At 60.2% G+C, this 19,263-nt stretch carries 18 protein-coding genes and 1 pseudogene; 13 read left to right on the top strand and 6 right to left on the bottom strand.

What is annotated here, in order from left to right; translation table 11 throughout:
- Nucleotides 1-44 precede the first annotated feature (44 nt).
- The 6 genes from rpsF (at nucleotide 45) to PSAKL28_RS23930 (ending at nucleotide 6,045) form a co-directional block, all read left to right on the top strand.
- Nucleotides 45-470, top strand: coding sequence for a 30S ribosomal protein S6 (gene rpsF / locus PSAKL28_RS23955; RefSeq protein ID WP_010221605.1), 426 nt, complete (start codon nucleotides 45-47; stop codon nucleotides 468-470).
- A gap of 28 nt (nucleotides 471-498) precedes the next feature.
- Complete coding sequence (gene rpsR, locus PSAKL28_RS23950; protein ID WP_009403887.1) at nucleotides 499-729, top strand: 30S ribosomal protein S18; 231 nt, start codon at nucleotides 499-501, stop codon at nucleotides 727-729.
- Between the two features lie 36 nt (nucleotides 730-765).
- Complete coding sequence (locus PSAKL28_RS23945; protein ID WP_038615185.1) at nucleotides 766-1,665, top strand: hypothetical protein; 900 nt, start codon at nucleotides 766-768, stop codon at nucleotides 1,663-1,665.
- Between the two features lie 21 nt (nucleotides 1,666-1,686).
- Nucleotides 1,687-2,133 (top strand): 50S ribosomal protein L9, encoded by a 447-nt coding sequence (gene rplI, locus PSAKL28_RS23940; RefSeq protein WP_010221607.1) that lies wholly within the window; start codon nucleotides 1,687-1,689, stop codon nucleotides 2,131-2,133.
- A 110-nt stretch (nucleotides 2,134-2,243) separates the two neighbouring features.
- Complete coding sequence (dnaB, locus tag PSAKL28_RS23935) at nucleotides 2,244-3,641, top strand: replicative DNA helicase (RefSeq protein ID WP_038615183.1); 1,398 nt, start codon at nucleotides 2,244-2,246, stop codon at nucleotides 3,639-3,641.
- Nucleotides 3,642-3,741: 100 nt separating this feature from the next.
- Nucleotides 3,742-6,045, top strand: a complete 2,304-nt coding sequence (locus PSAKL28_RS23930) for a YgiQ family radical SAM protein (RefSeq protein ID WP_038615181.1) — start codon at nucleotides 3,742-3,744, stop codon at nucleotides 6,043-6,045.
- 118 nt (nucleotides 6,046-6,163) lie between these two features.
- On the opposite strand, the gene PSAKL28_RS23925 is transcribed toward PSAKL28_RS23930, so the two are convergent.
- A complete protein-coding gene (locus PSAKL28_RS23925; RefSeq protein WP_038615179.1) occupies nucleotides 6,164-6,751 on the bottom strand; it encodes a cytokinin riboside 5'-monophosphate phosphoribohydrolase in 588 nt (195 codons plus the stop codon).
- A 374-nt stretch (nucleotides 6,752-7,125) separates the two neighbouring features.
- Here PSAKL28_RS23925 and azu point away from each other — a divergent pair, with 374 nt between their 5' ends.
- On the top strand, nucleotides 7,126-7,572 hold the full coding sequence (gene azu, locus PSAKL28_RS23920) for an azurin (RefSeq protein ID WP_038615177.1): 447 nt from the start codon (nucleotides 7,126-7,128) through the stop codon (nucleotides 7,570-7,572).
- 76 nt (nucleotides 7,573-7,648) lie between these two features.
- On the opposite strand, the gene nadE is transcribed toward azu, so the two are convergent.
- A complete protein-coding gene (gene nadE / locus PSAKL28_RS23915; RefSeq protein ID WP_038615175.1) occupies nucleotides 7,649-8,476 on the bottom strand; it encodes an NAD(+) synthase in 828 nt (275 codons plus the stop codon).
- A gap of 3 nt (nucleotides 8,477-8,479) precedes the next feature.
- Entirely contained in the window at nucleotides 8,480-9,682 is a 1,203-nt protein-coding gene (gene pncB / locus PSAKL28_RS23910; RefSeq protein ID WP_038615173.1) for a nicotinate phosphoribosyltransferase, read from the bottom strand.
- Nucleotides 9,683-10,152: 470 nt separating this feature from the next.
- On the opposite strand from pncB, the gene PSAKL28_RS23905 reads away from it, so the two are divergent.
- The 6 genes from PSAKL28_RS23905 (at nucleotide 10,153) to PSAKL28_RS23880 (ending at nucleotide 16,676) form a co-directional block, all read left to right on the top strand.
- Entirely contained in the window at nucleotides 10,153-11,289 is a 1,137-nt protein-coding gene (locus PSAKL28_RS23905; protein WP_038615171.1) for an ABC transporter substrate-binding protein, read from the top strand.
- Nucleotides 11,290-11,449: 160 nt separating this feature from the next.
- Complete coding sequence (locus PSAKL28_RS23900; protein ID WP_038615169.1) at nucleotides 11,450-12,364, top strand: ABC transporter permease subunit; 915 nt, start codon at nucleotides 11,450-11,452, stop codon at nucleotides 12,362-12,364.
- Between the two features lie 2 nt (nucleotides 12,365-12,366).
- Complete coding sequence (gene livM / locus PSAKL28_RS23895) at nucleotides 12,367-13,650, top strand: high-affinity branched-chain amino acid ABC transporter permease LivM (protein ID WP_038615167.1); 1,284 nt, start codon at nucleotides 12,367-12,369, stop codon at nucleotides 13,648-13,650.
- Nucleotides 13,647-14,522 (top strand): ABC transporter ATP-binding protein, encoded by an 876-nt coding sequence (locus PSAKL28_RS23890; protein WP_038615164.1) that lies wholly within the window; start codon nucleotides 13,647-13,649, stop codon nucleotides 14,520-14,522. The genes livM and PSAKL28_RS23890 overlap by 4 nt, the downstream gene beginning before the upstream one ends.
- Nucleotides 14,519-15,235 (top strand): ABC transporter ATP-binding protein, encoded by a 717-nt coding sequence (locus PSAKL28_RS23885; protein WP_038615162.1) that lies wholly within the window; start codon nucleotides 14,519-14,521, stop codon nucleotides 15,233-15,235. Before PSAKL28_RS23890 ends, PSAKL28_RS23885 begins: the two co-directional genes overlap by 4 nt.
- A gap of 673 nt (nucleotides 15,236-15,908) precedes the next feature.
- Entirely contained in the window at nucleotides 15,909-16,676 is a 768-nt protein-coding gene (locus PSAKL28_RS23880; RefSeq protein WP_038615160.1) for an SDR family oxidoreductase, read from the top strand.
- Nucleotides 16,677-16,714: 38 nt separating this feature from the next.
- On the opposite strand, the gene PSAKL28_RS23875 is transcribed toward PSAKL28_RS23880, so the two are convergent.
- The 3 genes and pseudogenes from PSAKL28_RS23875 to PSAKL28_RS23865 form a co-directional block, all read right to left on the bottom strand.
- The gene (locus tag PSAKL28_RS23875) at nucleotides 16,715-17,848 is read right to left on the bottom strand and encodes an AGE family epimerase/isomerase (RefSeq protein ID WP_038615158.1); all 1,134 of its coding nucleotides are present in this window, start codon (nucleotides 17,846-17,848) and stop codon (nucleotides 16,715-16,717) included.
- 157 nt (nucleotides 17,849-18,005) lie between these two features.
- Nucleotides 18,006-18,635 (bottom strand): TetR family transcriptional regulator, encoded by a 630-nt coding sequence (locus PSAKL28_RS23870; RefSeq protein ID WP_038615156.1) that lies wholly within the window; start codon nucleotides 18,633-18,635, stop codon nucleotides 18,006-18,008.
- A gap of 137 nt (nucleotides 18,636-18,772) precedes the next feature.
- Nucleotides 18,773-19,093, bottom strand: a pseudogene (locus PSAKL28_RS23865) (hypothetical protein); the annotation flags it as partial.
- Nucleotides 19,094-19,263: the final 170 nt, after the last annotated feature.

Genomic DNA, 19,263 nt, shown 5'->3' with positions numbered 1-19,263 from the left:
GTCTGACCACTCTGGTGGCAGACTACAACCCGTAAGGAGCATTCATGCGTCATTACGAAATCATCTTTCTGGTCCACCCTGACCAGAGCGAGCAAGTCGGCGGCATGGTTGAGCGTTACACCAAGCTGATCGAAGAAGACGGCGGCAAGATCCACCGTCTGGAAGACTGGGGCCGTCGTCAACTGGCCTACGCAATCAACAATGTTCACAAGGCTCACTACGTGATGCTGAACGTTGAGTGCACCGGCAAGGCCCTGGCCGAACTGGAAGACAACTTCCGCTACAACGATGCCGTGATCCGTAACCTGGTCATCCGTCGCGACGAAGCCGTCACCGGCCAGTCCGAGATGCTCAAGGCTGAAGAAAACCGCAGTGAGCGCCGTGAGCGTCGCGACCGTCCTGAGCATGCTGACAGCGCCGATGGCGACGACAGCAATGACAGCGACAACAGCGATAACGCTGACGAGTAATCCACGGACCTTTTGAGGAGCCTATTACATGGCACGTTTCTTCCGTCGTCGTAAATTCTGCCGCTTCACTGCTGAAGACGTGAAAGAGATCGATTACAAAGATCTCAACACCCTGAAAGCTTACGTATCCGAAACCGGCAAGATCGTTCCAAGCCGTATCACCGGTACCAAAGCTCGTTATCAGCGTCAGCTGGCTACCGCTATCAAGCGCGCCCGCTTCCTGGCCCTGCTGCCCTACACCGACAGCCACGGCCGCTGAGACCGGGTCGTCGACAAGTAGCAAAGGATAAAATGCATGCGCGCCTTAGCTGATTTCATCATGCGCGGTCGCGTGCAAGCCACCCTGGTGGTGGTGGGTTGTGCGGCGTTGCCGCTGTTGTTCTGGTTGAGTGCCGCCGCCGGGAGCCTGGTGTTCCTGCGGCGCGGTTTCAAGGACGCCTCCGGAGTCCTCGCCTGGGCATTATTGCCGGCGTTGGCCTGGTGGTTCTTCGGCGAGCCGCGCACCTTGATGGTGTTGCTGGGGACGCTGGGGCTGGCTGCGCTGTTGCGCGCCGGTCAATCCTGGAACCGGGTGCTGTTGTTCAGCATCGCCATGGGCCTGGTGTATGGCGTGGTCCTGGGTTCGGTGTTCCGCGAACCGATCGAAGCTCTGGCTGGAGCGCTTGAAAAAGCCCTGCCGCAGATGCTCGACGGTCTCTACCAGCAGTTGTCGGTAGAGGAGCGGGCCCGCCTGGGCAGCCTGATCGCACCGGTGCTCAACGGCCTCATAGCGGCATTGTTGCAAGCCGTCAGTGTGCTGGCCCTGATGTTGGGTCGTTACTGGCAGGCAGTGTTGTATAACCCGGGAGGTTTTGGTCGCGAGTTTCAAGCGGTCAGGCTTCCCCTGGTGCCGACGTTGGTACTGGTGGTGCTCATGCTGGTGGGACCGAATTTCGGTCCTGAACTGGCGATGTTGACGCCCCTGTGCAGCGTACCGCTGATGTTTGCAGGGCTCGCCCTGATGCATGGGCTGGTGGCACAGGGCCGACTGGGCAAGTTCTGGTTGGTCGGGATGTACGTGACACTGCTGCTGTTCATGCAGCTGACTTATCCGTTGCTCGTGGTTTTGGCCATTGTCGACAGCCTGATTGATTTTCGCGGTCGCAAGGTACCCCCGAAAGGTGCCGATAACGATTCCGCGAACGGTGAAGGTTAAAAGTTAAGAGGTTATTACCAAATGGAACTGATCCTGCTGGAAAAAGTCGCCAACCTGGGCAACCTGGGCGACAAGGTAAATGTTAAGGCCGGTTACGGTCGTAACTTCCTGCTGCCATTCGGCAAAGCCACCGCTGCTACCGCTGCCAACCTGGCTGCGTTCGAAGAGCGTCGTGCTGAGCTGGAAAAAATCGCTGCAGAGAAAAAAGCTTCGGCTGAAACTCGCGCTGCCCAACTGGCTGAGCTGGAAGTGACCATCACTGCCACCGCCGGTGACGAAGGCAAGCTGTTCGGTTCGATCGGCACCCACGACATCGCTGACGCCCTGACCGCCTCTGGCGTTGAAGTGGCCAAAGCTGAAGTTCGTCTGCCGAACGGCACCATCCGTAACGTCGGCGAATACGACGTTGCCGTGCACCTGCACAGCGACGTTGAAGCCACCGTTCGCGTGGTTGTTGTCGCAGCCTAAGCTGGACCAATCGGCTGGCACCCTGAGTGCCAGCCGGTTAACATCGGGCACGATCCTGCTTTGCAGGTCGTGCCCTTTGTCTTTTTCATCACCCTGATTCCTGCGTGGCCATGAACGAGATAACCGCCCCCGAGCAATATGATCTGCAAACCTCTGCCCTGAAGGTGCCGCCGCATTCCATCGAGGCCGAACAGGCCGTGCTCGGTGGCCTGATGCTGGACAACAACGCCTGGGAGCGAGTGCTCGATCAAGTCTCCGACGGCGATTTCTACCGGCATGACCACCGTCTGATCTTCCGTGCCATCCACAAGCTCGCCGACCAGAACGCCCCGTTCGACGTGGTGACCCTGCACGAGCAGCTGGACAAGGAAGGTCTGAGCTCGCAAATCGGCGGTCTGGGTTACTTGGGCGAACTGGCCAAGAACACCCCGTCGGTGGCCAACATCAAGGCCTATGCGGCGATCATCCGCGAGCGGGCGACCCTGCGGCAGCTGATCAGCATCAGCAACGAGATCGCCGACAGTGCCTTCAACCCCCAGGGACGTAACGCCGCCGAGATTCTCGATGAAGCCGAACGGCAGATCTTCCAGATCGCCGAAGCACGGCCGAAAACCGGCGGCCCGGTGGGCGTCAACGACCTGCTGACCAAGGCCATCGACCGTATCGACACGCTGTTCAATACCGACAGCGCGATCACCGGCCTGTCCACCGGCTACACCGACCTCGACGAGAAGACCAGTGGCCTGCAGCCGGCCGACCTGATCATCGTCGCCGGCCGTCCATCCATGGGTAAGACTACCTTCGCCATGAACCTGGTGGAGAACGCCGTGTTGCGCAGCGACAAGGCGGTACTGGTGTACTCCCTGGAGATGCCAGGTGAATCGTTGATCATGCGTATGCTCTCGTCCCTGGGCCGTATCGACCAGACCAAGGTGCGCTCCGGTCAGCTCGAAGACGACGACTGGCCGCGCCTGACCTCGGCGGTCAACCTGCTCAACGACCGCAAGCTGTTCATCGACGATACCGCCGGCATCAGCCCGTCGGAAATGCGCGCGCGTACCCGTCGCCTGGTACGTGAGCACGGCGAAGTCGGCCTGATCATGATCGACTACCTGCAGCTGATGCAGATCCCGGGCTCCAGCGGTGACAACCGCACCAACGAGATTTCCGAGATCTCCCGCTCGCTCAAGGCCCTGGCCAAAGAGTTCAACTGCCCGGTGGTGGCCCTGTCGCAGCTCAACCGTTCCCTCGAGCAGCGGCCGAACAAGCGCCCGGTGAACTCCGACTTGCGTGAATCGGGTGCGATCGAGCAGGACGCCGACGTGATCATGTTCGTTTACCGCGACGAGGTCTATCACCCGGAAACCGAGCACAAAGGCATCGCCGAAATCATTATCGGCAAACAGCGGAACGGCCCGATCGGCTTTATCCGCCTGGCCTTCATCGGTAAGTACACGCGCTTCGAAAACCTGGCGCCGGGTAGTTACAACTTCGACGACGACGAATAAGGCTAAATGACCTATTCCGACCTTTAACGTCGGAATTGGTCAATTTTTGTGCTATATTCCGCGCCCGCGATTTTTCATCGATTAGCTACCGGTCACTGACATGCAAGCAGCCAAACCACTTTTCGACTATCCCAAGTACTGGGCCGAATGCTTCGGACCAGCGCCTTTCCTGCCGATGAGCAGGGAGGAGATGGATCAGCTCGGCTGGGATTCCTGCGACATCATCATCGTGACCGGCGACGCCTACGTCGACCATCCGTCGTTCGGCATGGCGATCATCGGCCGTCTGCTGGAAGCCCAGGGCTTTCGCGTCGGCATCATTGCCCAGCCGAACTGGCAGTCCAAAGACGACTTCATGAAGCTCGGCGAGCCGAACCTGTTCTTCGGCGTCGCGGCCGGCAACATGGACTCGATGATCAACCGTTACACTGCTGACAAGAAGATCCGCTCCGACGACGCCTACACCCCGGGCGGTCTGGCCGGTAAGCGTCCGGACCGCGCCAGTCTGGTCTACAGCCAGCGCTGCAAAGAGGCCTACAAGCATGTGCCGATCGTTCTCGGCGGCATCGAGGCTTCCCTGCGCCGCATCGCCCACTACGATTACTGGCAGGACAAGGTTCGCCATTCGATCCTGATCGATGCCTGCGCCGATATCCTGCTGTACGGCAACGCCGAGCGGGCCATCGTCGAAGTGGCTCAGCGCCTGGCGTTCGGTGAGAAGATCGAAGACATTACCGACATTCGCGGTACTGCATTCATTCGTCGCGACACGCCGCAAGGCTGGTACGAAGTCGACTCCACGCGTATCGACCGTCCGGGCAAGATCGACAAGATCATCAACCCGTACGTCAACACCCAGGACACCCAGGCCTGCGCCATCGAGCAGGAGAAGGGCCCGGTCGAAGACCCGAACGAAGCCAAGGTCGTGCAGATCCTGGCCAGCCCGCGCATGACCCGTGACAAGACGGTGATTCGCCTGCCATCGTTCGAGAAGGTGCGCGGCGACGCGGTGCTCTATGCCCACGCCAACCGCGTGCTGCACCTGGAAACCAACCCGGGCAACGCCCGTGCCCTGGTGCAAAAGCACGGCGAAGTGGACGTCTGGTTCAACCCACCACCGATTCCGATGACCACTGAAGAAATGGACTACGTGTTCGGCATGCCCTATGCGCGCATCCCGCACCCGGCGTATGGCAAGGAGAAAATCCCGGCCTACGACATGATCCGTTTCTCGGTGAACATCATGCGTGGCTGCTTCGGTGGCTGCACCTTCTGCTCGATCACCGAGCACGAAGGGCGGATCATCCAGAACCGCTCGCACGAGTCGATCATTCGCGAAATCGAAGAGATCCGCGACAAAGTGCCTGGCTTTACCGGTGTCATTTCCGACCTCGGTGGCCCGACCGCGAACATGTACCGTATCGCCTGCAAGAGCCCCGAGATCGAATCGGCGTGCCGCAAGCCATCGTGCGTGTTCCCGGGCATTTGTCCGAACCTGAACACCGATCACTCCGCGCTGATCAAGTTGTACCGCAGTGCGCGTGCCTTGCCGGGGGTGAAGAAGATCCTCATCGCTTCGGGCCTGCGCTATGACCTGGCGGTGGAATCGCCGGAGTACGTCAAAGAGCTGGTGACCCACCACGTTGGTGGCTACCTGAAGATTGCCCCGGAGCACACCGAGGAAGGCCCGCTGAATCAGATGATGAAGCCGGGCATCGGTAGCTATGACCGCTTCAAGCGCATGTTCGAGAAGTACTCCAAGGAAGCGGGTAAAGAGCAGTACCTGATCCCGTACTTCATTGCCGCGCACCCGGGCACCACCGACGAAGACATGATGAACCTGGCCCTGTGGCTCAAGGGCAATGGCTTCCGTGCCGATCAGGTGCAGGCGTTCTACCCGTCGCCGATGGCCTCGGCCACGGCCATGTACCACTCGGGCAAGAACCCGCTGCGCAAGGTCACGTACAAGAGCGACCCGGTGACCATCGTCAAGAGCGAGCAGCAGCGTCGTCTGCACAAGGCCTTCCTGCGCTATCACGATCCGAAGGGCTGGCCGATGCTGCGTGAAGCCCTGGAGCGCATGGGCCGTGCCGACCTGATCGGCCCGGGCAAGCACCAGCTGATTCCGCTGCACCAGCCTGCCACCGACAGCTACCAGAGTGCCCGGCGCAAGAACTCGACGCCGGCGGGCAGCCACAAGGTGGCCAAAGAGCAGAAGATCCTCACCCAGCATACTGGCTTGCCGCCACGTGGCAGCGATGGTTCCAATCCGTGGGACAAACGCGAACAGGCCAAGGCCGCGGCCTTTGCCCGCAACCAGCAGGCAGCCAAGGAGCGCAAGGAAGCCGCCAAGGGTGGCAAGGGCAAGAAGAAGCCCGCGCGCCAGCCGGTTCTGCCGCGCTGATCTGACCGGGTAGGAGCGGGCTTGCCCCGCGAAGAAGTCGGTCCAGGCATTACAAAGTATGTAGCCTGGACAGGCCAATTCGCGGGGCAAGCCCGCTCCCACAGGCAATTTCTCCCACTCAGTCAGGTTTTTTGTCGACCCATTTGGGCAGTACCGGTGCCTGGTAACTGTCCATGGCATCCAGCAGTTCGGCAGGGCTATCGGCCAATCGCAGCATGGCGCGATGCTGTGGGCGTACGAAGCCTTCTTCCACCACGTGGTCGAGGAAGCTGCCCAGCTTGCTGTAGAAACCGTTGACGTCGAGCAGCCCCAGCGGCTTGGCGTGATATCCCAGCTGGCCCCAGGTCCAGACTTCGAACAGTTCCTCCAGAGTACCCAGGCCGCCGGGCAGGGCAACGAAGGCATCGCTCAACTCGGCCATGCGTGCTTTGCGCGCGTGCATGCCATCGACGACTTCCAGGCGGGTCAGGCCGCTGTGGCCGACTTCGGCATCTTTCAGGGCCTGGGGGATGATACCGATCACTTCACCACCGGCGGCCATGGCCGCATCGGCAACGATACCCATCAGGCCGACGGCACCACCGCCATAGACCAGGGTCAGGCCGCGCTGGGCGATGGCCTGGCCGAGGGCGATGGCGGCTTCGCGGTAAGCTGGGTTGACGCCGGTGCTGGCGCCACAGAACACACAAACGGAACGTACTGGCATTGCTTCTCTCCGGTTACAAGCGGACACAGAGTAAGCGGCTGGCCGGTAGCTTCCAAGTCGGTAATGTGGCATTAACTGCTGGCTGCCCGTTATTCCGGTCGGGCAAACTCGCAGGTCGCGCCGCTGGCACCACAGGCGTAGGCGGCCAGCAGGCTGTTCATCAAGCTACCAAAGAACATGTTTTTTGCTCCTGAATGAGAGGTTGTCTCATCGTCCATTAATGGAGCATGATGTGCACTTTGATTGGCTGTATACAATCGATAGAACAATTCTACTGCCTGGCCCTTGGCCAGCCCCTTGATGCATATCAGGGAAAGGCTGAAGGGATTCAGGCAGTCTGCAAACTGATCAAAACCCTGCCAAGGAGATTCACGATGTTTGCCAAAGTTGTAGCCGTATCCTTGCTGACCCTCGCCAGCACTCAGGTATTTGCCGCCGAGTGCAAGGTTACCGTCGACTCCACCGACCAGATGTCCTTCAACACCAAGGCCATCGAAATCGACAAGAGCTGCAAGACTTTCACCGTTGAACTGACTCACTCCGGTTCCTTGCCGAAGAACGTCATGGGCCACAACCTGGTGATCAGCAAAGAAGCTGACATGCAGCCGATCGCGACCGACGGTCTGAGCGCTGGTATCGATAAGGACTACCTGAAGGAAGGCGATGCGCGTGTGATTGCTCACACCAAGGTGATCGGCGCCAAGGAAACCGCTTCGGTGACCTTCGATGTATCCAAGCTGGATGCCAACGAGAAGTACGGTTTCTTCTGCTCGTTCCCAGGCCACATCTCGATGATGAAAGGCACTGTTACTCTGAAGTAATGCGTAGCCTGTAAATCGCGGGGCAAGCCCGCTCCCACAGACAATGTGTGGGAGCGGGCTTGCCCCGCGATGCATTTCAGGGCGCGAACGGCATCTCGCGCTTGTGCTGGGTCTTGCGGTAGGTGCCACTGATGATGTCGAACGCTTCCTGGCTCACCGGCTCGCCATGCAGGAAGGCATCGATCTGCGCATAGGTCACGCCATGCGACGCCTCGTCCGGCTTGCCTGGGGCCAGGTCTTCCAGGTCCGCGGTCGGTACTTTCTCCACCAGTGATTCCGGGGCGCCAAAGCTGCGCGCGATTGCCCGTACCTGGTTCTTCACCAGTCCGCTCAGGGGCGCCAGGTCGCAGGAACCATCCCCGAACTTGGTAAAGAAGCCCATCACCGCTTCGGCGGCGTGGTCGGTGCCGATCACCAGGCCCTGGCGGGCGCCGGCGATGGTGTATTGGGCGACCATGCGCATGCGTGCCTTGGTATTGCCGACGACGAAATCGACCATCGCTGGCTGACCGTTCTCGAGCGCTTGCACCTCTTTGGTCAGCGCCTGTACGGCCGGGGCAATGTTTACCGTGTGCAGTTCATCCGGCTTGATCACTTCCAGACAAGCCTGAGCGTCATGCTCATCCTGTTGGACGTGGTAGGGCAGGCGCACGGCGATGAAGCGGTACTGCTCATCACCGGTCTCGCTACGCAACTCATTGATCGCCCGTTGCGCCAGCAGGGCAGCGGTCAGCGAATCGACACCGCCACTGATACCCAGCACCAGGGTTTTCAGGCGGGCATTGTTCAGGCACTGCTTGATGAATGCCACGCGCCGGGTCACTTCGGCATCGAGCGCGGCGCGGTCGGCAAACGGCGGCTGGACCTTGAGCGCTTGCGCAATCTCTCGCTGGACAGCTTGCATGAATTACTCCTTGGGCACTTTGAAGACGTGGCGCAGGTAGGCGACGAAGTTTTCGTCGCGGCATTGGGTCTTGGCTGCCTCGTCGGAAATCTTGGCGACAGGCTGGCCGTTGCAGTCGGTCATTTTAAGCACGATGTTCATCGGCGCCACCCCGGGAATGTCACAGGTCAGGTTGGTGCCAATGCCGAAGCTGACGTTGATCCGCCCGCGCAGGGCACGGAAGATCTCCAGCGACTTGGTCAGGTTCAGGCCATCGGAGAACACCAGGGTCTTGGTCATCGGGTCGATGCCGAGCTTGCGGTAGTGGGCGATGGCCTTTTCCGCCCAGCGCACCGGGTCGCCCGAGTCATGGCGCAGGCCGTCGAACAGCTTGGCGAAGAACAGGTCGAAATCGCCGAGGAAGGCATCCATGGTGATGCAGTCGGTCAAGGCGATGCCGAGCAGGCCGCGGTACTCGCGGACCCAGCAGTCGAGGGCGGCGATCTGGCTGTCGATCAAACGTGGTCCCAGCTGCTGGTGGGCCATGATCCACTCGTGGGCCATGGTCCCCAAGGGCTTGATATCCAGCTTTCGTGCCAGGTGCACGTTGCTGGTGCCGACGAAGCGCGCGGGGAAATCCTCCTTGAGTACCCTTACGACTTCTTCCTGGACCTTGTAGGAGAAGCGCCGGCGGGTGCCGAAGTCGGCCACCTGCAATTCAGCCAGCTCATCGCTGCTGGCGTGGGCCTTGAGCCAGTCGAACTTGCGGTAGAGCTGGTCGCGCGCTTCGCTGAGTTTGACCTGGGGATAGCGCTGGCGGTTGCGCACTTCGCTGATGATCGCCAGCAGCGGCACCTCGAAGAGGATCACGTGCAGCCACGGGCCACGCAGACGCAGGTACAGCTCATCGTTTTCGATGCCCAATTGCAGGTAGCGCAAATTGAAGCGAAACAGGCCGAGAAAACGCAGGAAGTCCGGCTTTATGAAGCTGATCTGTTCAAGAAAACCCAATTGGCCATTGGCCAGACTCAGTTCGCACAGCTTGTCGATCTGTTCGCGTATCTGCGCCAGATAGGGGCGCAGATCTTCGCCATTGCGGCAGCGAAACTCCCATTCGACGTCGACGTTGGGATAGTTGTGCAGCACGGCCTGCATCATGCTCAGCTTGTAGAAATCCGTGTCGAGCAGGTTCTGCACGATGCGATCGGCGAAGGCGCTCTCGCTCATAAGGGGCTCCGTAAGGGGCGCGCGCCATCAACTGCCAGCAACGACGCACAGACCTCGCCATTGTGCCAGCCTTTTTCCGCAGGTGGGCAGGCACGCCTCGGGTACATCGGTAGCAGCCTACAGGTAGCAGCGCTTTCCCGGGTCAGCGGCTAGCCTGTAGTGGTGCCCGCTGTAGCAGTCGCGCACCAAGGATGTGCAGTTCGGTTACGCATCCTGTTACAGGCTGGTTGCACGTAAACACTTGCCGGGGTTGCAATGATGGCACTTGGTGGTTGCTCTTTTTCTCCTGGTGCGGTGGCGCTTGGCTTGCCGCAGACGGTTGCACAGCCAGTAAAAAAAGGACGCGGCCCAGACCCCGGGAACTTCTTCACGCGTTTTTCCAGAATAAAAATCCAATGGCACGGCCCTTGCTCAGAGCAATTGCTGAAAGTTGTAGTGCCAACCAAAAAAACTCCAAGGAGCACCACCTCATGTCGCAGACGTTTTACAAGAAAGGCTTTCTGGCCCTTGCCGTAGCTACGGCGCTGGGTGTTTCTTCGTATGTTCAGGCCGACATCAAGATCGGCGTAGCAGGGCCGATGACCGGTCCCAGCGCAGCGTTTGGCGAGCAGTACATGAAAGGTGCACAGGCGGCGGCAGATGCCATCAACGCCGCGGGCGGTGTCAACGGCGAGAAGATCGTTCTGGTAGCAGGTGACGATGCCTGTGAGCCGAAACAGGCCGTAGCCGTTGCCAACCGTCTGGTCGACCAGGACAAGGTCGCCGGTGTGGTCGGGCACTTCTGCTCGTCCAATACCATCCCCGCTTCCGAGGTGTATGACGAAGCCGGGGTGATCTCCATCACCCCGGGCTCGACCAACCCAAAGGTTACCGAGCGCGGCCTGAGCGCCATGTTCCGTATGTGCGGGCGTGACGACCAGCAAGGCATCGTCGCCGGCGACTACATCGTCGACGTGCTCAAGGGCAAGAAAGTCGTGGTGCTGCACGACAAGGACACCTACGGTCAGGGCCTGGCGGATGCAACCAAAGCCCAGCTGGCCAAACGTGGCGTAACCCCGGTGCTGTATGAAGGTCTGACCCGTGGCGAGAAGGACTTCAGCGCCGTGGTCACCAAGATCCGCGGAGCGGGTGCCGACGTCGTCTACTTCGGTGGGCTGCATCCAGAAGCAGGTCCATTGGTCCGTCAACTGCGTGAGGCGGGTCTGAAGGACGTCAAATTCATGTCCGATGACGGCATCGTCACTGACGAGCTGGTCACCACCGCCGGTGGCGCACAGTACGTCGATGGCGTGTACATGACTTTCGGCGCCGACCCACGCCTGCTGCCTGACAGCAAGGCGGTAGTGGATGCCTTCCGCAAGACCGGCTATGAACCTGAGGGCTACACCCTGTACGCCTATGCATCGCTGCAGGCCCTGGCCGCAGGCTTCAACGGCGCCAAGTCGAACAAGGGCGAGGACGCTGCCAAGTGGCTCAAGGCCAATCCGGTGAAAACCGTGATGGGTGAGAAGACCTGGGACGACAAGGGCGACCTGAAAGTCTCTGACTACGTGGTCTACCAGTGGGACAAGGACGGCAAGTACCACCAACTGGAAAAACAAAAATAACAACGGTATCCGACCCGGGCCTGTGCCCGGGTCGCTACCCGGTTTTGCGCCGTACCTGTCTTTTCTCGTAGATCTGCACAACCCTGCGCTGCGAGGGCCGCTTCATCCGGGGCTCACCGTAGTCGGCGCTTGTGCAATCTCAAATACGTGAGATTGCGTTATGGATGGTATTTTTCTGCAGCAACTGGTCAACGGGCTGACCCTCGGGTCTGTCTATGGCCTGATCGCCATCGGCTACACAATGGTCTATGGCATTATCGGCATGATCAACTTCGCGCACGGCGAGGTGTATATGATCTCCGCTTACCTGGCGGCGATCAGTCTGGCATTGCTGGCGTACTTCGGTATCGAATCCTTCCCGCTGCTGATGCTCGGGACGCTGATCTTCACTGTCGTGGTAACCGGCGTTTATGGCTGGACCATTGAACGCATCGCCTACAAACCCCTGCGTAACTCCACCCGCCTGGCGCCGCTGATCAGTGCCATCGGTATCTCGCTGATCCTGCAGAACTACGCACAGATCAGCCAGGGTGCACGCCAGCAAGGCATTCCTACCCTGCTCGAAGGCGCCTGGCGCCTGGAAGTGGGCACCGGCTTCGTCCAGCTGACCTACACCAAGATCTTTATCCTGGTCGCCGCGTTCGTCGGCATGGCCGCGCTGACCTACATCATCAAGTTCACCAAGCTGGGGCGCATGTGCCGAGCGACCCAACAGGATCGCAAGATGGCCTCGATCCTCGGTATCAACACTGACCGGGTGATCTCCTACGTGTTCGTCATCGGTGCGGTAATGGCCGCGCTGGCGGGCGTGCTGATCACCATGAACTACGGCACCTTCGACTTCTATGCCGGCTTCATCATCGGCATCAAGGCCTTCACCGCAGCGGTACTGGGTGGCATCGGCTCGCTGCCGGGCGCCATGCTCGGCGGGATCATCCTCGGCATCTCCGAGTCGCTGTTCTCCGGGTTGATCAACTCCGACTACAAAGACGTGTTCAGTTTCTCCCTGCTGGTGCTGATTCTGATCTTCCGTCCCCAAGGCCTGCTGGGTCGCCCACTCGTGGCGAAGGTGTAAGTATGTCTGCTGCCAAATCCGCTTCATTCGATCTCAAACGCAGCCTGATTGATGCGATTCTCGCCGGGCTGATTTCCCTGATTGTCTTCGGGCCCATCGTTGGTGTGGTACTCGATGGCTACAGCTTCAACATGGAACCGACGCGCGTGGCCTGGCTGGTGGCCGGGGTCATGGTCGGACGTTTCGTTCTCAGCCTGTTCCTGCAGACCCCCAAGGGCCAGACGATCCTGCAAGGTTTCGAGGGCAGCGGCTCCGGCGTGCACGTGCTGGCGCCGGACTACAAATCGCGGCTGCGCTGGATCATTCCTGGCCTGATCGTGATCGCCATCGTCTTCCCGTTCTTTGCCAACAAGTACCTGCTGACGGTGGTCATCCTCGGCCTGATCTACGTGCTGCTCGGGCTTGGCCTGAACATCGTGGTAGGTCTGGCCGGCCTGCTCGACCTCGGCTACGTGGCTTTCTACGCCATCGGTGCCTACGGTCTGGCGCTGGGCTACCAGTACCTGGGCCTGGGCTTCTGGACCGTGTTGCCGCTGGCCGCCCTAGCCGCAGCGTTGGCCGGGTGCATATTGGGCTTCCCGGTCTTGCGAATGCACGGTGACTACCTGGCCATCGTGACCCTGGGCTTCGGTGAAATCATCCGCCTGATACTCAACAACTGGCTGTCGTTCACCGGCGGTCCGAACGGCATGCCGGTGCCATCGCCGACCTTCATGGGCCTGGAATTCGGGCGTCGGGCCAAGGACGGCGGGGTGCCGTTTCACGAGTTCTTCGGCATCGACTACAACCCCAACCTGAAATTCCTGTTCATCTACATCGTGCTGTTCCTGGTGGTGCTGGCGGTGCTGTACATCAAGCACCGGCTGACCCGCATGCCGGTCGGCCGCGCCTGGGAAGCGCTGCGCGAAGACGAAATCGCCTGTCGTTCCATGGGCCTGAACCACGTACTGGTCAAACTCTCGGCGTTCACCATCGGTGCTTCGACGGCGGGCCTGGCCGGGGTGTTCTTTGCCAGCTACCAGGGCTTCGTCAACCCGTCCTCGTTCACCTTCTTCGAGTCGGCGCTGATCCTCGCCATCGTGGTCCTCGGTGGCATGGGCTCGACGGTCGGTGTGGTGATCGCCGCGTTCGTCCTGACCGTGGCCCCGGAGCTGCTGCGCAGCTTCTCCGAGTACCGGGTGCTGCTGTTCGGCGTACTCATGGTGTTGATGATGATCTGGCGACCGCGCGGGCTGATTCGCATCAGCCGTACCGGTGTAGTTCCGCGTAAAGGAGTAGCGCCATGAGCGATGACGTGATTCTCTCGGTCGACAACCTGATGATGCAGTTTGGCGGGATCAAGGCGCTCAGCGATGTCAGCCTCAAGGTCCGGCGCAACTCGATCTTCGCCTTGATCGGCCCTAACGGCGCGGGCAAGACCACGGTGTTCAACTGCCTGACCGGCTTCTACAAGGCCAGTGGCGGCAAGATCGAACTGAACATGCGCGGTACCCGCACCAACGTGATCCAGCTGCTTGGCGAGCGTTTCCGGCTGGGCGACTTCGTTTCGCCCAAGCGCTTCATCAACCGCCTGCACTACAAAATGTTCGGCGGTACCCACCTGGTCAACCGCGCAGGTCTGGCGCGGACCTTCCAGAACATTCGCCTGTTCCGGGAAATGTCGGTGGTGGAGAACCTGCTGGTGGCCCAGCACATGTGGGTCAACCGCAATCTGCTGTCGGGTGTGCTCAATACCAAGGCGTACCGCAAGGCGGAAAGCGATGCCCTGGACCATGCCTTCTACTGGCTGGAAGTGGTCGACCTGGTTGACTGTGCCAACCGTCTGGCTGGTGAGTTGTCCTACGGCCAGCAACGCCGCCTGGAGATTGCCCGGGCAATGTGTACCCGGCCACAGATCATCTGCCTGGATGAACCGGCGGCAGGCCTCAACCCGCAGGAAACCGAAGCGCTGAGCAAGATGATCCGCGTGCTGCGGGACGAGCACGACATTACCGTGGTGCTGATCGAGCACGACATGGGCATGGTCATGAGCATCTCCGACCATATCGTGGTCCTGGACCACGGCAACGTGATCGCCGAAGGCGCACCGCAAGACATCCGTCATAACCCGACGGTGATTGCGGCTTATCTGGGCGCCGATGAAGAGGAACTGGTATGAGTTCAGCGATCCTCGAAATGAAAGAGATCGATGTGTTCTACGGGCCGATCCAGGCCCTGAAGAAAGTCTCGCTGCACATCAACGAAGGCGAAACGGTGAGCCTGATCGGCTCCAACGGTGCCGGCAAATCGACCCTGCTGATGTCGATCTTCGGGCAGCCGCGGGCGGCGAGCGGGCAGATTGTCTATCGCGGTACTGACATTACCCGCAAGTCCTCTCACTACATTGCCTCCAACGGTATCGCCCAGTCGCCGGAAGGGCGCCGGGTGTTCCCGGACATGTCGGTGGAAGAGAACCTGATGATGGGCACCATCCCCATCGGGGACAAATTCGCCAACGAAGACATGCAGCGCATGTTCGAGCTGTTTCCACGGCTCAAGGAACGGCGTAATCAGCGTGCCATGACCATGTCCGGTGGTGAGCAGCAAATGCTCGCCATCGCCCGGGCGTTGATGAGCAGGCCCAAGCTGTTGCTGCTCGACGAGCCGTCCCTGGGGCTGGCGCCGATTGTGGTCAAGCAGATCTTCGCCACCCTGCGCGAACTGGCACAGACCGGCATGACCATCTTCCTGGTGGAGCAGAACGCCAACCATGCGCTCAAGCTCTCGGACCGCGCCTATGTGATGGTCAACGGCCAGATCCGCATGACCGGTAGCGGACAGGAGCTGTTGGTCAACGAGGAGGTGCGTAACGCTTATCTGGGCGGGCACTGATCCGAGCTGGCAAAAAGGCCCTGCACTGCAGGGCTTTTTTTTGTCCACAGCTTTGTGGAAAACCTTACGAGCACTTCCTTTGGGGCGCGACACAAAGTCGCTGCAAGCGGATGTTTTTACGTGCATTCGAGTTGTCCACCATTGGTGTGGAAGCGGCTGTGGGTAACTTGGTGGCACCTTGCTGAAAGCCTTTGATTACAAGGCTCTCAGTCGTATGGTTGTTTTTTGATCAAGTGTTCAGGAAAGATTTTCAGCGGCCGTTGTCAAGTCTTTTGTAGTCAGTGCAACTTGCCTGAAAACCCAGGGAGAAGGCTGTGGATAAGTCTGTGGGCAAGCATTGGAAAGAACGCTGTAAGCGCCGTCGCCGAAGGCCTTGAGCCATCACGGAAATTATCGCCCACGCGCTTTGGGTAGCCCCGAGGTCAATCTGCACGTCTGTGGTCAAGGAAAATACTTGTCGATCCCGCTGAAACAGGCGGATTGCGCGGCGTGGAGTTGCCCCCATTCTTTGTGCAAGAGCCTGTGGATAAGGTGAGCAAAGCTTGCTCCAGGCCATATGGATCAAGGGGTTGGCGCGTTTGATCGTTTTTTGTACAGTGCATGTATGCTTGCTGGCAGGGTTATCGGCGGGCATTCTGCTGATCCGTGATCTCGACCTTGCAAGGAGTACCCGATGACTTCCACCGTTTTCATCACTGGCGCGACCTCTGGCTTCGGCGAAGCCTGTGCCCGTCGATTTGCCGAAGCTGGCTGGTCGCTGGTGCTGACCGGTCGCCGTCAGGAGCGCCTGGACGCGCTATGCGCAGAGTTGTCGAAGCAGACTGAAGTGCACGGCCTGGTAGTCGATGTGCGTGACCGCAAGGCCATGGAAGCGGCGATTGCCAACTTGCCGCCGTCGTTCGCCAAGTTGCGCGGGCTGATCAACAACGCCGGCCTGGCCCTGGGCGCCGACCCGGCCCCCAAGTGCGACCTGGACGACTGGGAAACCATGGTCGACACCAACATCAAGGGCCTGATGTACAGCACCCGCCTGTTGTTGCCACGGCTGATTGCCCATGGTCGCGGCGCAACCATTCTCAACGTGGGGTCGGTGGCGGGTAACTATCCGTATCCGGGCAGCCATGTGTATGGCGGTACCAAGGCCTTTGTCGGCCAGTTTTCCTTGAGCCTGCGCTGCGACCTGCAAGGCACCGGTGTGCGTGTCAGCAACATTGAGCCAGGCTTGTGTGAAAGCGAGTTTTCCCTGGTGCGCTTTGGTGGTGATCAGGCACGCTATGACGCGACCTACGCAGGCGCTGAGGCCATCCAGCCGCAGGACATTGCCGAGACCATTTTCTGGATCATGAACCAGCCGGCGCATATCAATATCAACAGCCTGGAGCTGATGCCGGTGAGCCAGGCGTGGGCCGGGTTCTCGATTGACCGATCCGGTAAGGCTTGATTGGCTCTATCGCGGGGCAAGCCCGCTCCCACCGGTTTTTACACTGTGGGAGCGGGCTTGCCCCGCGATAGCTTCAGCAACCCTTCCAGACAGGTCGCCAGATGATAAGGCGTGGTCGACGGCATATCGCTGCGGCTGACCGCGCCACTGGCGTCACGGCACTCGTACCAGCCACCGGCATGCAGGAAATGCTGCTGCAGCGCCTGCAACTGGGTAAGTACCTTGCCGGCGCAGCTCGGGCGCAAGGCCAGGGCGCGCAAGTACTCGGCCTGGGCCCAGATGCGCTGGGTGGCATCGCGGACCTCGCCGTCGGCGCCGAGCATGGCCAACACCGCGGTGTCTTTCACTCCGTATTGCTCGGCATAGGCGAACGCCCGGTCGAGTGACGCATGCAGCTCGCTACCGCGCAGCAGCGCTGAAGACTCCAGCAGGAAGAACCACTCGAACTGGTGGCCCGGTTCGAACCAGTTATCCACAGCGCCGCGTGGTTTTTCCAGCATCACCCCGTGTTCGGCATCGATGAAGTGCTCCTGCATGGCTTTGGCTAGCGTTTGCAGGGCATTTTGTACTGCTTCGTCATCGCGTACCGAGAGGGTCGCGAGGAGCGCTTCAGCCAAATGCATCAGCGGATTCTGCAAAGGGCCGCTACCAAGGTCCGACCAGTCTTCATCGAGGCTGGCTTCATACAAGCCGTCATCCCGGGCAAAACGTTCGGCGACCACACTCAGTGCTGCATTGAGGGTGGACTCGACCAGCTGTTCGCGGATCTGTCCCCAGTAGTGAGCGCAGGCAAAGATGATGAAGGCGTGGGTGTAGAGGTCCTTGCGCCGATCCAGCGGTTTGCCCTGGGCATCGATGCTGTAGAACCAGCCGCCATGCTCGGCATCGTGGAAGTGCCGTTGCAACGAGCGGAACAGCGCCGCTGCGCGTTCACGGGCGCCAGGTTGCTCGATGCGGCTGCTGAACAGGTACAGCTGACGGGCACAGGCCATGGCCCGGTAGCGCTCTACAGGCAGCGGCTGCTGCTGTGCATCCAGCGCTTCGTAAGGCAGGGCCATTTCTGCATTCCAGCCCGGTCCTTGCCAGAGCGGCACGATGCGCTGGGTAAAGTGCGTCTGCACTTGTTCGAGCAGGGCGGGCAGTTCAGGCTTGGCAGTACGAAGGTCGGGCATGGAGAAGAATCGTCGCGATCGGTGCGTTTGCGCGCATGGTAGCAGGAAACGCTGCTATAGCCTTATGGGAGCAACTAACGTGAGCTCCCCGGTGGGAGCGGGCTTGCCCCGCGATTGCGAGCTGTCTGGCACACCGCTTCGCGGGGCAAGCCCGCTCCTACAGGGTACTGAGCCCTTGCCAGTGCTTGGCGCCGACGAAGATGAAGCGCAGTTGCTGGGTGATCTTGTCCTGGGCGCTCAGCGTTTGTCCGGCATCGTCGGCCGGCTCATCGATCAGTTCCGGCAGGGTGGCGAACACGGTTTTCACCACTAGGTCGGCGATCACCGAGAGGGCGGCGTTATCCAGGTGCTGCCAGCGCGGCATACGCTCAAGGTCGGTGGCCAGGTCCGAACTGATGCCCTGGCGCAGGGTGGCAATCGCCTGTCGTACCGGTTGCGAGCCACCGTATTGCTCGCGCGCGAGAAACAGGAACTGCGGGCGATTGGCCGCGACCACGTCGAGGAAGATACGCACCGAGGCGTCGGTAATGCCGCCGAGTTCGAGTTCATTGTGGCGGACCAGGCGAATGGTCTGGCGAAAGGTTTCGCCGACTTCATTGACCAGGGCCAGGCCGAGCTGGTCCATATCGGAAAAATGCCGGTAGAAACCGGTGGGTACGATACCCGCGCATTTGCTCACTTCACGCAGGCTGATGCTGCCGAAGCCTCGGCCACTTTCCATCAGGTGGCGGGCGGCATCCAGCAGGGCTTGGCGGGTCTGTTGCTTTTGTTCGGCGCGCGGCAGCATGGCGAGTATCGGTTGGCAGTGAAACAGCCCTGCACTCTAATAGCCTGCGCCAGGAAAAACAAAGCCCGGTCAATTGACCGGGCTTGGAGGGGAACCGTTGCAAGGCTGGGATCTCTTATTGTCTGGCATAGGTTTCAGCTCGCGCGCTGGTTCATTTCGATCAGCCGGTCAGAACCACCTTCGGCTACGCGGATGTTACGTTCCAGCAGACGATCCGAACCGCCTTCGGCTACACGGTTGTTGCGTTCCAGCAGACGATCCGAGCCGCCTTCGGCTACACGATTGTTGCGTTCCAGCAGACGATCAGATCCACCTTCGGCCAGGGTGTTCAGCGGTTGCGATATCACGGTGGAGCTGGAACGGGACTCGGCGGTCAGGCTTTGTTCGCTGGCAGGAATGGCGAAGGCATTGGCGGCCAGGATGGACAGGGACAGGCTCAGCAGCAATTGGCGTTTCATGGTTCGGTGCTCCTTGGAGGGGCTGGAAAGTGGGTACGGAGCCAATGCTACGCTCGGGGGCGCGAGATAAAAGTTCATAAAGATAATGGTGACAATCGATGGAATTGATGCTTTGGCGCGAAGGCTCTAGGCTGCACTCTGCAGCCGGGTGAAAGGGCGCTGGCAGCGCT

This window comes from Pseudomonas alkylphenolica, from assembly GCF_000746525.1.
In the GTDB taxonomy this organism is placed as follows: Bacteria; Pseudomonadota; Gammaproteobacteria; order Pseudomonadales; family Pseudomonadaceae; genus Aquipseudomonas; species Aquipseudomonas alkylphenolica.
Note: the sequence above shows the minus strand (reverse complement) of the source record. Positions and strands in the feature narration are given on the sequence as shown.

Excerpts from the sequence above, each read along its gene's own strand:
- rpsF (WP_010221605.1), top strand. The coding sequence starts at position 45 with ATGCGTCATTACGAAATCATCTTTCTGGTCCACCCTGACCAGAGCGAG.
- rpsR (WP_009403887.1), top strand. The coding sequence starts at position 499 with ATGGCACGTTTCTTCCGTCGTCGTAAATTCTGCCGCTTCACTGCTGAA.
- PSAKL28_RS23945 (WP_038615185.1), top strand. The coding sequence starts at position 766 with ATGCGCGCCTTAGCTGATTTCATCATGCGCGGTCGCGTGCAAGCCACC.
- rplI (WP_010221607.1), top strand. The coding sequence starts at position 1,687 with ATGGAACTGATCCTGCTGGAAAAAGTCGCCAACCTGGGCAACCTGGGC.
- dnaB (WP_038615183.1), top strand. The coding sequence starts at position 2,244 with ATGAACGAGATAACCGCCCCCGAGCAATATGATCTGCAAACCTCTGCC.
- PSAKL28_RS23930 (WP_038615181.1), top strand. The coding sequence starts at position 3,742 with ATGCAAGCAGCCAAACCACTTTTCGACTATCCCAAGTACTGGGCCGAA.
- PSAKL28_RS23925 (WP_038615179.1), bottom strand. The coding sequence starts at position 6,751 with ATGCCAGTACGTTCCGTTTGTGTGTTCTGTGGCGCCAGCACCGGCGTC.
- azu (WP_038615177.1), top strand. The coding sequence starts at position 7,126 with ATGTTTGCCAAAGTTGTAGCCGTATCCTTGCTGACCCTCGCCAGCACT.
- nadE (WP_038615175.1), bottom strand. The coding sequence starts at position 8,476 with ATGCAAGCTGTCCAGCGAGAGATTGCGCAAGCGCTCAAGGTCCAGCCG.
- pncB (WP_038615173.1), bottom strand. The coding sequence starts at position 9,682 with ATGAGCGAGAGCGCCTTCGCCGATCGCATCGTGCAGAACCTGCTCGAC.
- PSAKL28_RS23905 (WP_038615171.1), top strand. The coding sequence starts at position 10,153 with ATGTCGCAGACGTTTTACAAGAAAGGCTTTCTGGCCCTTGCCGTAGCT.
- PSAKL28_RS23900 (WP_038615169.1), top strand. The coding sequence starts at position 11,450 with ATGGATGGTATTTTTCTGCAGCAACTGGTCAACGGGCTGACCCTCGGG.
- livM (WP_038615167.1), top strand. The coding sequence starts at position 12,367 with ATGTCTGCTGCCAAATCCGCTTCATTCGATCTCAAACGCAGCCTGATT.
- PSAKL28_RS23890 (WP_038615164.1), top strand. The coding sequence starts at position 13,647 with ATGAGCGATGACGTGATTCTCTCGGTCGACAACCTGATGATGCAGTTT.
- PSAKL28_RS23885 (WP_038615162.1), top strand. The coding sequence starts at position 14,519 with ATGAGTTCAGCGATCCTCGAAATGAAAGAGATCGATGTGTTCTACGGG.
- PSAKL28_RS23880 (WP_038615160.1), top strand. The coding sequence starts at position 15,909 with ATGACTTCCACCGTTTTCATCACTGGCGCGACCTCTGGCTTCGGCGAA.
- PSAKL28_RS23875 (WP_038615158.1), bottom strand. The coding sequence starts at position 17,848 with ATGCCCGACCTTCGTACTGCCAAGCCTGAACTGCCCGCCCTGCTCGAA.
- PSAKL28_RS23870 (WP_038615156.1), bottom strand. The coding sequence starts at position 18,635 with ATGCTGCCGCGCGCCGAACAAAAGCAACAGACCCGCCAAGCCCTGCTG.